Here is a 16,388-nt window from a genome sequence, read left to right as displayed (position 1 = left end):
GTAATGGCTAGCAACAAGAAAACGCCGTCCACGGACGGTGCGGGTTCCGTATTGAGCAGCATGTCCGGCCCATCCGACAGCAACGCGCCGCACAGCCTGGGCGCGGACAATGACGTGACCCGCGCGCTGCTGCAAAAGACGGCCGCCGGCCAGCAGCTGGCCGCCGCCATGGCCGCCAATCCCAAGGAGGACGGCCAGTATGGCGAGGCGGCGCGCACGCCGGTCGAAGGCGTGCATGTGGCAGCCGGCGAACCGCTGGCCACGGCCAGCACCACGGACGAAACGACAGCGTCTCCGAAGACGGGCGAAGGCCAGCCTGCGCTGGGCGAGAATGCGCTGAATAGCTCGCTGGATGGCGCCCGCAGCGACGATAGCGGCTGCGTGCTGACGACCAACCAGGGCGTGCCCGTGGGCGACAACCAGAATTCGCTGAAGGCGGGCTTGCGCGGCCCCACCCTGATGGAAGATTTTATCCTGCGCGAAAAGCTCACGCATTTCGACCATGAGCGCATCCCCGAGCGCGTAGTGCATGCGCGCGGTTCGGCCGCCCACGGTTACTTCGAATGCTACAAGGAGCAAGGCAAGCTGACGCGCGCCGCGCCGTTCGCCAAGGCGGGCAAGCGCACGCCCGTCTTCGTGCGTTTTTCCACGGTGGCCGGCGAACGCGGTTCGACCGATACGGCGCGCGACGTGCGCGGCTTCGCCGTGAAGTTTTATACGGACGAGGGCAACTGGGACCTGGTCGGCAATAACATTCCCGTCTTCTTCATCCAGGATGCGATGAAATTTCCCGACCTGGTGCACGCCGTCAAGCCCGAGCCGCACAATGGCATGCCACAGGCGGCCAGCGCGCACGACACCTTCTGGGACTTCGCCTCGCTGTCGCCGGAAATCACGCACATGCTGATGTGGGCCATGTCGGACCGCGCCATCCCGCGCAGCTATCGGATGATGCAGGGCTTCGGCGTGCATACCTTCCGCCTCGTGAATGCGAAGGGCCAGTCCGTGTTCTGCAAATTCCACTGGTCGCCGATGGCCGGCACGCACTCGCTCGTGTGGGACGAAGCCGTCAAGATCAGCGGTGCCGATTCCGACTTCCACCGGCGCGACCTGTGGGAAGCCATCGAATGCGGCGCGTATCCCGAATACGAGCTGTCCTTCCAGGTGTTCACGGAAGCGCAGGCGGAAGCGTTTCCGTTCGACGTGCTCGATCCGACCAAGCTGATCCCCGAAGAACTGGTGCCGCTGGTCCCCGTCGGCAAAATGGTCTTGAACCGCAATCCCGACAATTTTTTCGCCGAGACGGAGCAGGTGGCGTTCTGCACGGCGCACATCGTGCCTGGCATCGATTTTTCCAACGACCCGCTGCTGCAGGGGCGTATCCATTCCTATGTCGATACCCAGCTGACGCGCCTGGGCGGCGCCAACTTCCACGAGATTCCCATCAATGCGCCGCTGGCGCCCGTGCACAACAACCAGCGCGACGGCATCCACCGCCAGGCCATCAACCGGGGCCGGGTCGCGTATGAACCGAACTCGCTGGCGGGCGGCTGTCCGTTCCAGGCGGGCGCGAAGGGTTTCAACAGTTTCCCCGCCTCCGCCGAAGGCGACAAGGTGCGCGGCAAGCCCGAAAAGTTCGCCGAGCATTTCGGCCAGGCGCGCCTGTTCTGGATCAGCCAGACGCCGGTCGAGCAAGACCATATCGTGCATGCGTTCCGCTTTGAGCTGGGCAAGGTGCAGACGGTGGCGATCCGCCAGCGCATCGTCGCCATGCTGCGCAATGTCGACGAGACCCTGGCGCAGCGTCTGGCCGATGGCCTGGGCCTGGCGCTGCCGCCCGTCATGCCGCGCGCCTCCCTGCAGCCGTTGCCGGCGTATCCGCCATCGCCGGCCCTGTCGCTCTTTTTCCGCCCCGGCAAGACGGGCATCCATACCCTGCGCGTAGCCGTCCTGGTGGGGCCGGGCAGCGATGGCGCGCAGGTGCGCAATATCTATGCCTCGCTGCTGGCCGACGGCGCCGTGCCGCGCCTGGTGGGCAGCCACCTGGGCAAAGTCGACACCAGTGGCGGCGTGCCGCTCGACGTGGAAATCTCGCTCGAGGCGGGACCGTCCGTGCTGTTCGATGCCGTCGTGGTGGCGGACGGCCAGGGCGCCGCGCAGCAGCTGGGCAGCGACGCCAACGCGCTCGACTTCCTGCGCCTGCAATGCCGTCACTGCAAGCCGATGCTGGCCATCGGCGCCGGCAAGGACTTGCTGGACAAGGCTGGTGTGCCGGTGACACTGCCCGATGGCAAGCCGGATCCCGCCATCATCGTCGCGCCTTCCGGCGACGTGGTGAATGCCGTGGCCGCGTTCAAGAAGGCGCTGGCCGCGCACCGGGCGTTTGCGCGCGAAACGGACCCGCCGCGGGTGTGAGTGGCAGCATCGGCGCATGGACGGGACCCGCCGGTCCCGTTGCATATCCTGTTTTCCCTGCCTGCGCAACGCCATGCAACAATGTAAACAATAAAAACGTCCTGCGGTGATATGCTGCGCATGAGAACTGTTCATTTGCAACTATTTGCTTGAAAGAAGCAAAGCAGCAGCAAAGAACGGCTTCAGCAAACCGGATCGCGATTACCGCATGGACAAGTACACACCTCGCACCTGGGGGCCGGGCGAACGCCCGACCTTGCCCGGGTCGCCATCGATGCCCGAACATTCGACGCCCAAGCGTGTCGCGTATTTCATCGTCGGCCTGATCGTCGCGCTGACGGGGGGACTGGGCAACGGCCTGGTGACGGCCAATCTGCTGAACCTGCAAGGTTCGCTGGCCGCCTATGCCTACCAGATGCAGTGGCTGCCGGCCGCCTACGTGATGACCATCGTCTCGATGAATCTGCTGCTGGTGAAGTTCCGCCAGCAGTTCGGCTTGCGCCTGTTTACGGAAGCGTTCCTGGTGCTGTACGCGCTCGTCACCTTCGCCCACCTGTATGCGAATACCTTGCCGTCGGCGATCGCCGTGCGCGCCGCGCATGGCATGGTGGGCGGCGCGCTGGGCGTGCTGGGCCTGTACTACACCTTGCAGGCGTTTCCCGCGCGGCACCGCCTGAAAGGCGTGGTACTGGGCCTGGGCTTTGCCCAGCTGGCCTTGCCGCTGGCGCGCATCTTCACTTCCGAACTGCTGCAGATCGGCGAATGGCACGGCCTGTACCTGTTCGAGCTGGGGCTGGCCCTGCTGGCGCTCGGTTGCGTGCTGGCCCTGAAACTGCCTCCCGGCGACCGGGTGCAGACGTTCGAGCCGCTCGACTTCCTCACCTTCATCCTGTTCGCGCCCGGCGTGGCCCTGCTGTGCGCCGTGCTGGCGCAGGGGCGTACGGCGTGGTGGATGGAGTCCGAGTGGGTGGGCGTGTGCCTGGCAGGCTCCATCGTGCTGATCGCCGCCTCGCTGGCCATCGAGCATAACCGCGCGCGCCCCCTGCTCAACACGCGCTGGCTCACCACGGGCAAGATCGCCAAGCTGTTTTTGTCCGTGCTGCTGTTTCGCATCGTGCTGTCCGAGTCGACGGGGGCGGTCGGTTTCCTGCAGGCGCTGGGCCTGAACACGGACCAGATGCAGAACCTGTTCATCGTGGTGCTCCTGGGCAGCGTGGCCGGCCTGGTGGTCAGCGCGCTGACGATCAATCCGGCCACCCTGAACCGCTCGCTGATGTTCGCGCTGCTGCTGATCGCGGCCGGCGCCATGATCGACGCGCACGCCACCAGCCAGACGCGCCCCGTCAACATGTATGTCAGCCAGTTCCTGCTGGCCTTTGGCGGCACGTATTTCCTCGGTCCCACCATGGTGGCCGGCATGGGCGCCGTGATCGCCGAACCGCGCAACCTGGTGAGTTTTTCCGTGATGTTTACCATGACGCAGAACCTGGGCGGCTTGCTCGGGGCGGCCATCGTCGGCACCATCCAGACGGCGCGCGAAAAATACCATTCCAGCTACCTGGTCGAGCACCTGAGCATGCTCGACCCGCAAGTGGCCGCGCGCGTGCAGTCGGGCGCCGCAAGCTATGGCAGCGTGCTGACGGACCCCGCCTTGCGCAGCGCCCAGGGCGTGGCGCGCCTGGGCGCCATCGCCACGCGCGAAGCCAATGTGCTGGCCTACAACGACGTGTTCTTGATGATCGCCGGCGTCGCCATCGCCACCTTGATCTGGATGCTGCTCAGCCAGTCCTGGACCCGCATCACCACCGGCGCGCGCCGCCTGGCCGGCCCCGTGCGCGATGCGCAGACGGCCATGGCCATCGTCCCCATTACCAATTCGGAACCGAGCAATGACAGAAAATAACACCACGCCGCCAGCACCTCCCACCGAACCCGCAGCCCCTTCAACGGCGCAGCCGGACCGGCGCCACCAGTGGCTGTCCGCGCTGGCCTTTGCCTCTGTGGCCCTGGTGGGCGTGCTGATCGTGCTGTATGCGTGGCGTTTGCCGCCGTTCACCAGCCCCATCGTGACGACGGAAAACGCCACCGTGCGGGGGCAGGTGACGATCATCGGCACGCAGTTGTCGGGCTATGTGGTGGAGGTGACGGTGCAGGACTTCATGGACGTCAAGGAGGGGCAGCTGCTGGTGCGCATCGACGACCGCATCTACCAGCAGCGCTACGAGCAGGCGCAGGCCCAGCTGGCCGCGCAGCAGGCGGCCCTGTCGAACTGGGCGCAGCAGAAAGCCAGCGCGCAGGCGGGCATTTCCGTCAGCGAAGCTGCGCTGGCCAACGCGGAAGCGCAGGCGCGCAAGGCCAGCGCCGATTTGAATCGCGTGGAGCAGCTGGTGGCCGATGGTTCGTTGTCGCAGCGCGAACACGACCAGTCGCGCGCCACGCAGGCGCAGATGGCCGCCGCGCTGGCGCAGGCCCGCGCCAATCTCGACATCGCGCAGCAAAGCGTGCATAGCGTGGTGGTCAACAAGCAGGCTTTGGAAGCGGCCGTGGCGAACGCGCAGGCGGCCGTCAAGGCGGCGAAGATCGACCTCGATAACACGCGCATCGTGGCGCCGTCCGATGGCCAGCTGGGCCAGGTGACGGTGCGCCAGGGCGCGTACGTAAATTCGGGGGCGCAGCTGATGGCGCTGGTGCCGCGCCAGATGTGGGTGATCGCCAATTTCAAGGAAACGCAGATGAACGGCGTGCAGGAAGGGCAGAGCGCCACCTTCCACGTCGACGCGCTCGACGGCGCCGTGCTGACGGGCCAGGTGGAGCGCATTTCGCCGGCTACCGGTTCCGAATTTTCCGTGCTGCCGGCCGATAATGCGACGGGCAATTACCTCAAAATCGCCCAGCGCATTCCCGTGCGCATCCGCATCGATGCGGGCCAGGCGAATGCGCGCCGCCTCGTGCCGGGCATGTCGGTGGTGGTCAGCGTCGACACGTCGGCCGTGCTGAACGACTCGGCGGACAATCCCGCGCCACCGCCTGCGCCGAAGAAGGCCAGGCCATGAAGCGCCGTTTCCTGCTGATGGCCGGCGCGCTGGCGCTGGCCGGCTGCGCCGCCAAGGCGCCTTTGCAGCCGCCATCATCGCTGCAACTGCCGTCCGGCTGGCGCGCGCAAGGCGAGGGCGGCGCAGCGTCCGCGCATGGTACACAGGTGGAACAGCTGTGGTGGCATGCGTTCGGCGATCCCGTTTTAAGTGATCTGGTGGGCGAGGCGCTGGCGCGCAATGGCGACTTGCGCGTGGCGCGCGCCCGCGTGCAGGAATACCGCGCGCGCCTGGCGCAGGCCGACGCCAACCGCGCGCCCAACCTGGCTTTCGACGGTTCGCCCACGCGCACGCGCACCCTCGCGTCCAGCGGCAAGCCGTATGTGACGAATGTCTTCCAGGCGGAACTGCAGGCCAGCTATGAAATCGATGTGTGGGGCCGGCTGGCCAGTCTGAGCGATGCCGCCGGCGAGAGCTACCGTGCCGAGCAGGCCAGCCTCGACGCGGCGGCCCTGTCGATCGCCGCCAGCGTGGCGACGAGTTACCTGAATCTGCGGGGACTCGACGCGCAGCTGGCGCTGACGCAATCGACCCTGCAGCTGCGCGAACAGTCGCGCGATCTGGCGCGCAAGCAGTTCGAGGTGGGCTACAGTTCGCGCCTGGAATGGCTGCAGGCGCAGTCGGAGTACCATGCGGCTGCCGAGCAGGTGCCGCAGCTGCAGCGGCAGATCTTTGAGCAGGAAAACGCGCTGGCCGTCCTCGTTGGCGGCAATCCCGGCCCCATCGCGCGCGGCTTGCCCCTGGCCGAGCTGGCGGCGCCTGGCGTGCCGGCCGGCCTGCCGTCCGAATTGCTGCGCCGGCGCCCCGACATCGCGCGCGCGGAACACAAGCTGGCGGCCGCCAACGCCAGCCTGGCCGCCACGCGCGACCAGCTGCTGCCTTCGTTCAAGCTGACGGCGGCGGGTGGCGGGCAGGCCACAACCCTCACCGATTTCCTGCATGCGCCGACGGCCCTGTGGCGCCTGACGGCGCTGGCGGCCGGCCCCCTGTTCGATGGCGGCCGCGTGCAGGCGCAGACGGATGCGGCCGGCGCGCAGCGCGACCAGCTCGTGTACGCGTATGAAAACGTGGTGCGCAATGCCTTCGCCGAAACGGAAAACAGCCTGGGCGCCATCTACCGGCTGCGGCAGCAAGCCGTGGAAAATGATGCGCGCCGCGCCACGGCGTTTGATACCCTGCGCATCGCGCACAACCGCTACCGCAATGGCTACGCTTCGTACCTGGAAGAACTCGATGCCCAGCGTACCCTGTACAGCGCCGACGTGGGGCTGCTGCAGCTGAAGACACGCATCCTCGTCGCCTCGGTCGACTTGTACCGTGCCATGGGCGGCGGCTGGTCGGCGGCTGCCCACCCTTAGAGCCTGTCCCGGCAGTGGATGGATTCATCTGCTGGGCCACCTTCCTCATTGCTGTTACGGTCGGCAGCTTGCCGCTGCCTGCCTGTTGCCCGTGGCATCCGGTTTTTCCGGGGTGCTTGCTGTATCAGTACACTCTTGCCTCCTCTCTCTGCAAACATCGCCCTGCCCATGACGGCGCGCCGCCGATTATTTTCAGTTGTATTTATACAACATCATTTTCAATCTGATACGCACAAAAAATTTCCACATAGAATTATTGTGTGATTCTCAATGCGTATCGTTTGTGATACCAATAAATGTTGCCTTAAGGGAAATTGAGAGTGTCATATTAAAAACATTTCATCTTCTTTTATGTACGGTAGCGTACATAGCGACACATTGCGCGACATTGCTATCTTTAGCGCTCTTTTCTGCCTTGCCCGGGCATCAGGCCACGGAATCGATCTCAATACCAATTTTGAAAAATAACAAAATAGACACATTTGTTATCTTGGGCGCAAGTGCTTCTAGGAAATTTTTGTATTTTCTTGCAAATTTTCATTTTATTAATTATTTGATATTATCGTTGCTTGTAATGCATCAAAAAATACACGAGAATGTCGCAAATCATCAATGTTGTGAAAATCACACATTGAATATTTGTTGACTTTCGTGCCGCCTTGCCATGCCAGGAAGGTGAAAAAACAGGCTGTTCGCTATTTTTTCTGGGCCGGAAGTGCCGTTGCAGCACACCGCACAACCTCCTGACGACCGCCATGCCTATGTCCTCCTTTTTGCGAACTTTCTTGTCCTGTCTGAACTCCTGCAAGCGGGGAGGGCCGCGCGGTCTCCTGCAACGGCTGCTATGGCTGATCGTTTGCGTCTGTACCCTTGGCGGGTCGGGCGCGGCATCGGCCGCGATGGTTGATTTGTCCGTTTCCGCCTATCTGCAAACGCCGGACCCCGTGCCGCGCGGCGGCAAGGCCAGCTTTTCGGTGGTCGTGACGAACAATGAAGATCTGGTGGATGCCACGGGCACCGTGCGCCTGGCGGTGGAACTGCCTGTCAATGTGCATTTTGCATCGAGCACGGCGCCAAGCGGTTGTGCCTTCAATCTGGCGGCCAGTCCGCAACTGCTCAATTGCACGCGCAGCGGACTGAGCAAGACAGCGAATTGGACGGTAAATTTCAGCGGTACCGGGTCGACGGCTTCTGCCGTGGTGACCAAGGCCAGCGTGTCTCTCGCCAACGTGGACACGGACGGTAACAGCTTCAACAACGATTCGATCAAGACGGTCACCGTCATCAAGGGGGCGGACCTGAGCGTCGCCACCAGCGGCACGACCGGCTTGAGCGGTTGCCCTGCGGCCTGTACTGCACAGGCCGGCGCAACGGTGGCTTACCGGGTGGACGTGGCGAATGCCGGTCCCGACAGCGCCTCGCAATTCAAGGTGACGTATAACTTGCCGGCCAGCGCGGATTTTACCTATGCCTCGGCGTCAGGTACTGGCTGGACATGCGCCCGTTCGGGCACCGTGCTGACCTGTACCTACAGCGGCGCGGCCATCGGCGTCGGGCAACAGGCTCCTCCCATCACGATCGGCGGACGCATCGTGAAGAGCATTGCCGGCACCATCACCAACGGCGCGTCGGTGGCCTCCAGCGACTTGCAGACCGGTGATCCGGAAGACGGCAATAATGGGCCCAGCCAGGTCATCGTCACGGTCAAGCCGGGCACCGACCTCGACGCCCGGCAAACCCTGGTGTCGAGCGCCAGCGCTCTGAGCTCGTTGACGGAAGGCGAGGCGGTCAGCCTGAATTTGTGGGCCGTCAATAGCGGCACGCAGGACGCCAGCGGCGTCACCGTAAAGACGACGGTTTCCAGCGATTTCATTATCGGCACCTTGCCGGCCGGCTGCGCCAAGGCTGGCCGGACGATCACCTGCAGTGTCGGCGCGCTGGCGTATGGCATCACTTCTACCAAGTTCCTGATTCCGCTGACCGTCGCCGCAGGTGCGACTGGCGGCGCCAACGTCGTGGACGTGGCACGCAGTGCGCCGCTCGATGGCTTGAATAATCCGGCCTCGGCCACCTACACCATCGTCGCGCCATTCGCCCACCTGACCCTGACCAAGAGCAAGTCGCCAGGACTGGTCGCAGCCAATGGCCTGATCACCAATACCATCACGGTCACCAATGCGAACACCTCCACCAGTGCCGCCAGCGGTACCGTGACCGTGACCGATACCCTGTCGTCGCAAGAAAGCTATGTCAGCGCCAGCGGCACCGGCTGGACATGCAGCGTGGCCGGGCAACTGGTGACCTGTACCTACACGATCCCTGGCAGCCTGGCGCGCGGCGCGAAACTGCCTGCCCTGGTTCTGACCACGCGCGCGCAAGCCGGTTTTACTGGCACCTTGAGCAATACCGCCTGCACCGGCATGGCCGCCGGGTCGGCGCACCAGCCGCCGGATAATGCGAGCACGGGCAATTGTGCCACCGCCAGCGTCACATCGACGCCGCTGAACGCCGACCTGGCCATCGCCAAGACGGCGTCCCTGGCCAGCTTGCCGGCCGCGTCCACTACCTTCAGCTATACCCTGACGGTGAGCAATTCCGGTCCCGATCACGCACCGACCGTCAAAGTGGTCGATGCCTTGCCGCACTGGTACAACGGCAGCGGTGGCACGACGGGCGGCAGCGCCGTGCTGGCAGGCGCCATCGCCGGCGAAAGCTGCAGTTTCGGCTCGACCGTGAAGTGTACCGTGCTCAGTTTGGCCAATGGCGCGTCGCGCACCATCACCATCACGCTCAACCGCCCATTGAAGGATGGTGCCTTGCTCAATACCGCCACGGTATCGAGCCCGGATGCCATCGACACCAATGCGGCCAACAACAGCTCCGGCGCCACCGTCGCCGTGGTGCCGCAGGCCGATGTCGGCGTCACGGCGATGGCCGGTGCGCCGAACCCCGTGCGCGTTGGCGTGCCGCTGGTGTACACCACCTCGATCCGCAACAATGGGCCCAGCAGCGCGGCCAATGTGGTGCTGCGCCAGGTCATCGATCCGGCCCGCATGGCCTATGTGGCCGGCTCGGCCAGCATCGCGGGCAGCGCTGCCCAATGCACGCTGGTGCCCGCCTTCGGCGGCGCGCCGTATGCGGGACAGTCTGGCATCGAATGCCGGAACTTTGCGCTCAGCGACGGCGAGACGCGCCAGCTGATCTTCTCGGTCATTCCCGTGTTCCCGTATCCGGATGCGCTCGACGCGACCTATGCCAGCAGCGCCACCATCAGCACGACGACCGACGACAGCAATGCGGCCAACGACAGCAACAGCACCACGGTCACCGTGATCAGCAAGGAGCTGGACCTGAGTGTGTCGGCCGTCGATACGGGCTACGAACAGAGCCCGTTCGGTGATGCGCTGCTGTACCAGGTCAGCGTGCAAAACAATGGACCTTCGCTGGCCACCGGCCTGAAGCTGGTCGTGACTCCCGTGCCGCCGCCGCAAAACGGCGCGGCCGTGCCGTATACCATGCTGTGGAATGCCGCCGGTAGCGTCTTGCCGGCCGGCGCCTCGTGCAGCCAGCCTGGCGGCGCCGGCACGAATGTGGTGTGCTACCTGGCCAGCTCGCGCGGCGGCAGCACCTTGGCCAGCGGCGTCAATCGCGTCTTTGGCCTGAAATTCGATACGGGGCCTGTCAGCAACGCGCCGCTGGGATCGATCACCTACAAGATCAGCGCCAGCGTCGAATCGCTGGAAACGGGTACGGCGCCGTTTGCCGGCGACAAGCTGGCGACGAACAACCTGGTGGAGGAAACCACCACCGTGCTGCCGAAGACGGATCTGATGCTGGTATCGAAAACCGTGTCGCCCGCATCGCCGTTCAGCATCAACCAGCCTTTTACCTACACCCTGGTCGTGGGGAATCTGGGTCCCGCCCTTGCGGCCAGCACGGTTGTCACCGATGTGCTGCCGGCCGGCTTCGTGCTGACGGCCGCACCGACGGCGCGCCTCGGCTCCGGCGCTCCGCTGACCTTGAACAACTGCGTCAGCAGTGGTTCGCCGGTCACCGTGACCTGCACGCTGGGCGTGCTGCCGATTGCGTCCGGCGCAGCTGACACGGCCAATCTGGTCACCATCACCATCCCCGTGAAGGCGCCATACCCGGCCTATGCGGGACCGTTCGCCAGCAATATCACGAATACCGCCAGCATCGTGCCGACGCCGGGTACCTCGCGCGATCCGAATGCCGGCAACAACAGTTCCAGCGTCGACGTGCAGATCGTCAAGTCGAGCATCGCCGGCGCTGTCTATAACGATGCAAACCGCAGCAACAGCATGGATGCCGGTGAAAAAATCACCAGCAGCGTGACATTCTCGCTGTACGGCCAGGATTTCTGGGGCAACGATATCGGCACGGCGGGCGCACCGCTGACCCTCAATACCAGCAGCGGCGACTTTCTGTTTGACCGCCTGCCGCGTTCCGCAGCCGGCGGCTACACCCTCGTCGAGACACAGCCGGCCAATTATGCCGACCTGTTTGAAGTCGCGGGCACGGCAGGCGGCACGCCGCCGCCGGCCAGCTGCGACGGCGGCGTCAACTGCTCTGCCAGCGCGGCGCACAACACCATCGGCCAGCTCGTGCTGGCGCCGAATACCGCAGCGACCGGCTACCTGTTCCAGGAATACGCGCATGCGGCCATCAGCGGCTACGTGTACGCCGACAAGAACAACAACGGCTTGCGCGAAGCGGGCGAAAACGGCATCGCCGGCGTGCAGGTGAAGCTGTCCGGCCTGACCTTCTGGGGCGCCGACGTGTGCGCCGCGATGGGCAGTGCCTGCACCGTCACCAGCGACGCGAATGGCAAATACAGTTTTACCAATGTCCCGCCAAGCCGTCTGGGAGAGTCCTATACGCTTGCCGAACTGGCCCAGCCTGCCGGTTATGCGGATGGCAAGGAGCAGAACGGTGCCGGCAATGTGGTGGCGAACAGCGCGGGACGCGCGGCGCCGGAAGGCATCATCGTCGGCGGCATCGAACCGGGCCTGAGCTACACCGAGCGCAATTTTGGCGAACTGGCGTTGGCGTCGATTGCCGGCAGCGTCTACATGGACAGCAACCGCGATGCGCTGCGCCAGACCGGTGAAAACACGGGCGTCGCTGGCGTCACGCTGACCCTGAGCGGCAACGATCATCTGGGCAATGCCATTTGCCCGACCAGCGCCGTGCCGAGCTGCGCCTTCCAGACAGCGGCCGATGGCAGCTATCTGATCGCCGGCCTGGCGCCGAGCGAGGCCACCGGCTATGCCGTGATGGTAGCGCCGCCGGCCAGCCTGTATCACACGGGTGCGCAGGCTGGCAGCCTGGGTGGTCTGATCGGCGGCGCGGTGCGCGTGCCTGGCACCGGCGTGCCGGGTGCGGCTATCCGGACTGCTGGCGCCATCGTGCTGCTGCCCGGTGCCACGGCGACGGACTATCATTTCGGCCAGGCGCCAGGCGCGGCGGGCGGCGTGGCGCAGTCGCTGTCCGGTTACGTGTATGTCGACGCGAACCGCAACGGCCGCAAGGATGCGGGCGAGGCGGGCATCGCCGGCGTGACGCTCACCCTGTCGGGTAGCACGGCTGACGGCTTCGATGTCTGCAGCGTGATTGTGCCTGCCCTGTGCACGCTGCAAACGGCGGCCGACGGCGCCTACAGCTTCACGGGCCTGCCGCAAAGCGACAGCAGCGGCTATGCCGTTGTCGAAATCCAGCCTGCCGCCTACCTCGATGGCGCGGAAAGCGTGGGTAGCGTCAATGGTGTCGCGACAGGCCGTATCGGCGGCAGCGCGCCCCGTTTCGACCAGTTCAGCGGCATCGTGCTGCCGAACGGCGGCAGCGCGCGTGACTACAATTTTGGCGAACTGACAGGCAGCATCGCCGGCAAGGTCTACCTCGACGTGGATGGCAATGGCGCGGCCAGCAGCGGCGACACGCCGCTGGCGGGCGTGACATTGACATTGACGGGTGGCGCAGGCGGTCCGGTGACAGTGCTCACGGACGCCAACGGCGCCTACCATTTCGACGGCCTGCTCGCCGGCAGCTACACGGTGACGCAGACGCAGCCCGTCAACTACGCCGATGCGGGCCAGGTGGCCGGCAACGGCGGCGGCAATGCCAGCGTGGCCAACGTCGTCAGCGCCATCGCGCTGGCGCCGGGCGCGCAACTGAGCGGCTATGACTTCGGCGAAAAGACAGGCAGCATCAGCGGCGCCGTCTACCTCGACACGAATGACAATGGCGTGCGCGACGCGGCGGAAACGACGGGCATTGCCGGCGTCACGATTACGCTGTCCGGCATCGCCCGCGACGGCGTCACGCCGGTCAACCGCACGGCCATCACGGCCGCCGACGGCAGCTACAGCTTGCGCGACCTGCCGCACGCGAATGCGGCCGGCTATACGCTGGTGGAAACGCAGCCGGCCGCCTATCTGGACGGACGCCAGCGCAAGGGCCTGATCGACGGCGCCGCATCCTGCGCCAATCCTGCCTGCGACATCGGCACGGCCAACGCCATTGCGCGCATTCCATTCGATGCGGCAAAGAGCCATACGCGTTTCGACTTCGGCGAACTGCTGGCGGCGAGTATTTCCGGCCGCGTGTACGGCGATGCGAACGATAGTGGCAGTTACGAAAAGGGTGAAGGCTTGCCTGGCGTGAGCCTGACGCTGAGTGGCGCCGACAGCCACGGCAAGCCGGTCAATGTCAGCGTCGTCACGGGCGCCGATGGCAGCTACACTTTCCCTGGCCTGTATCCGTCGGGTCCGGGCGGCTACACGGTGACTGAAACGCAGCCTGCCGGCCTGGGGAATTATCCGGGGGCGACGGGTACTTTTGTCGGCAGCATCAACGGCAAACCGGTCGGTACCGGCGTGGTGGATGTGATCAGCGCCATCGTCCTGCCACCGCAGGGCAATGGCGGCGGCTATGATTTCCGCGAGCAGGTGTCGTCGTTGCGCGGTGCCGTGTATCACGACCTGAACGATAACGGCGCCATGGACGCGGGGGAAGCGGGCATCGCCGAGATTGAAGTCACCTTGCGCGGCGCGAACGGTTTTACCCGTACGGTAATGACGGGAAGCGATGGCGGATACCGCTTCGACGGCTTGCCTGCCGGTACGTACAGCCTGCTGGAAAGCCAGCCTGCCGTGTATCTCGACGGCCGCGAAACGGCCGGTAGCGCCGGCGGCAAGGTGAACAACGCCAGCTTCGGCGCTGCGCCAGAACACAATACGATCAGCGATATCGTGTTGCCGGTGGCGACGCAGGCGAGCGGCTACCTGTTTGGCGAACGCCATATGTTGGGCAAGCTCGGTGGCGTGGTGTATGCCGACCTGAATAACGACGGTGTCCAGAACGATGGTGAGCAAGGCATTGCCGGCGTGACGCTGGTCTTGAGCGGCACGTCCGTCGATGGCAAGCCGGTCAAGCTGAGCGTGCTGACCGGTGCCGACGGCAGCTATCTGTTCGACACGGTGCCAGTCAGCGACGCCACCGGCTATACCCTGACGGAAACGCAGCCGGCCGGTTATGTGGATGGCAAGACGGTAGTGCTGCCAGGATCGGTTGGTGCGGCCAACGCCAGCAAGCCTGTCGGCGTGGGCAACAAGGATACGATCACCGGCATCAGGCTGGCGGCAGGCGACGACATGCGCGGCTATCTGTTCGGCGAGAAGGGCATACCGCAATTGAAGCCGCCGATCATCAACGGCTACGTATGGCTGAACTACGACGGCAGCCGTGTGCGTCCGCTCGACGGCAGCCAGGCTGGCGTGGCTGGCTGGACGGCCGAACTGCACCAGGAAGGCAAGTTGATCTGCCGCGCCATCACGGATGAGAAAGGCTTCTACCAGTTCGACAACCTGCATTGCCCCGGCTACGAGGCGAGCGGCTTGCCGACGGGTACCGGCTACGCGATCACCTTCCTCAAGGATGGCAACAACATGCCGAACGTGCCCGTTTCGACGGGAGGCGAAGGCGTGGTGGTGCCAGGTGGCAGCCGCATCACCAACCTGACCTTGCATGACGGCGACCGTGTCGTCGAGCAGAATTTGCCGCTTGATCCGGCCGGCGTGGTGTACGACTCCGTGACGCGCAAGCCGGTGGCCGGCGCCGTGGTGTCGATCAGCGGCCCTGCCGGTTTCGACAGCGCCACGCACCTGGTGGGTGGCGTTGCCGAGCAGACGCAAACCGTCGGCAGCGACGGCATGTACCAGTTCCTGCTGCAGAACGGCTTCCCCAGCGGCGTGTATACGCTGAGTGTGGTGGCGCCGGCGAACTACCTGCTGGCGCCGTCAGGCAGCCTGCCGGCCTGCAAGGGACCATTGACGGTGGGCCTGGTGCCGGATCCCGCCTTCATCCAGGCCAGCGAATTGGCGCCAGCCTTGTCGACGAAGATGGAGCTCGATCCGAATAACTGCACCGGACTGATCGCCGGAGGCGCCAGGAGCACGCAGTATTACCTGAGCTTCGTCATCACGAATGGCGGTTCGGCACCGATCCTGAACAATCATATTCCGCTCGACCCGCTGGGTAGCGACAGCATCATGGTGACGAAAACGACACCGATGCTGAACGTCACGCGCGGCGACCTGGTGCCGTACACGATCACGGCCAGCAATCCGCAGGCGGCAACGCTGGGGGCGATGGAAGTGCGCGACCTGATACCGGCCGGCTTCAAGTACCGCGTCGGCAGCGCTACCCGCAATGGCGTGCAGGTGGAACCTGTCATCGATGGCCGCAGCTTGCGCTGGAAGGAAAGCGGTTTCGCGCCGAAGGAGAAGAAGACCTACAAGCTGCTGCTGATGGTGGGCAGCGGTGTCGGCGATGGCGAATACGTCAACCAGGCCTGGGCAGCGACAGGCGGGACGCGTATTTCCAACCTGGCTTCTGCCACGGTGCGGGTGGTGCCGGATGCCACTTTCGATTGTCCCGACATCATCGGCAAGGTATTCGATGACCAGAACGCGAATGGCTATCAGGATGAAGGCGAAGCGGGCATTGCCGGGGTGCGCATGGCTACGGCGCGCGGCTTGCTGGTGACGACGGATGCGGAAGGACGCTTCCACGTGGCCTGTCCGGCGATTCCGAATGCGGACCGGGGTTCGAACTTCGTCATGAAGCTTGACGACCGTACCCTGCCGAGCGGCTACCGCGTCACGACGGAAAATCCGCGCGATGTGCGCCTGACCCGAGGCAAGGTGGTCAAGCTGAACTTCGGCGCCACGATCCACCGTGTCGTGCGTCTTGAGTTGCGCGATGCTGCATTCGTTGCGGGCGAAACGGCCTTGCAGGCGGAATGGGCCGGACGCATCGAAGGACTGTTGGCCAGCCTGCGCGCCAAGCCATCGGTACTGCGCATCGCGTATGCCGCTGGTGATGATGCCGCGCTGGCGCAGCGCCGCAGCAAGGCGATCGCAAGCGAGATGCAGGCGCGCTGGCAGGCACTGCACAACGAATATCCCCTCGTTATCGAGATCGAGGGCGCACAATGAAACCG

At 64.8% G+C, this 16,388-nt stretch carries 5 protein-coding genes; all 5 read left to right on the top strand.

Annotated elements, in window-relative coordinates; genetic code table 11:
• The first annotated feature begins 3 nt into the window (after nt 1-3).
• The 5 genes from AC54AF_RS07270 to AC54AF_RS07250 all read left to right on the top strand — a co-directional run bounded on the left by AC54AF_RS07270 (nt 4) and on the right by AC54AF_RS07250 (nt 16,383).
• Nucleotides 4-2,415: a catalase gene (locus AC54AF_RS07270; RefSeq protein WP_496636000.1), complete on the top strand. Its 2,412-nt coding sequence runs from the start codon at nt 4-6 to the stop codon at nt 2,413-2,415.
• A gap of 208 nt (nt 2,416-2,623) precedes the next feature.
• The gene (locus tag AC54AF_RS07265) at nt 2,624-4,318 is read left to right on the top strand and encodes an MFS transporter (protein WP_496635999.1); all 1,695 of its coding nucleotides are present in this window, start codon (nt 2,624-2,626) and stop codon (nt 4,316-4,318) included.
• Nucleotides 4,305-5,468 (top strand): HlyD family secretion protein, encoded by a 1,164-nt coding sequence (locus AC54AF_RS07260; protein ID WP_496635998.1) that lies wholly within the window; start codon nt 4,305-4,307, stop codon nt 5,466-5,468. The genes AC54AF_RS07265 and AC54AF_RS07260 overlap by 14 nt, the downstream gene beginning before the upstream one ends.
• Nucleotides 5,465-6,865, top strand: a complete 1,401-nt coding sequence (locus tag AC54AF_RS07255; protein WP_496635997.1) for an efflux transporter outer membrane subunit — start codon at nt 5,465-5,467, stop codon at nt 6,863-6,865. The genes AC54AF_RS07260 and AC54AF_RS07255 overlap by 4 nt, the downstream gene beginning before the upstream one ends.
• 899 nt (nt 6,866-7,764) lie before the next feature.
• The gene (locus AC54AF_RS07250; protein WP_496635996.1) at nt 7,765-16,383 is read left to right on the top strand and encodes an SdrD B-like domain-containing protein; all 8,619 of its coding nucleotides are present in this window, start codon (nt 7,765-7,767) and stop codon (nt 16,381-16,383) included.
• Nucleotides 16,384-16,388 lie beyond the last annotated feature (5 nt).

This window comes from Janthinobacterium sp. JF4, from assembly GCF_059617925.1.
Note: the sequence above shows the minus strand (reverse complement) of the source record. Positions and strands in the feature narration are given on the sequence as shown.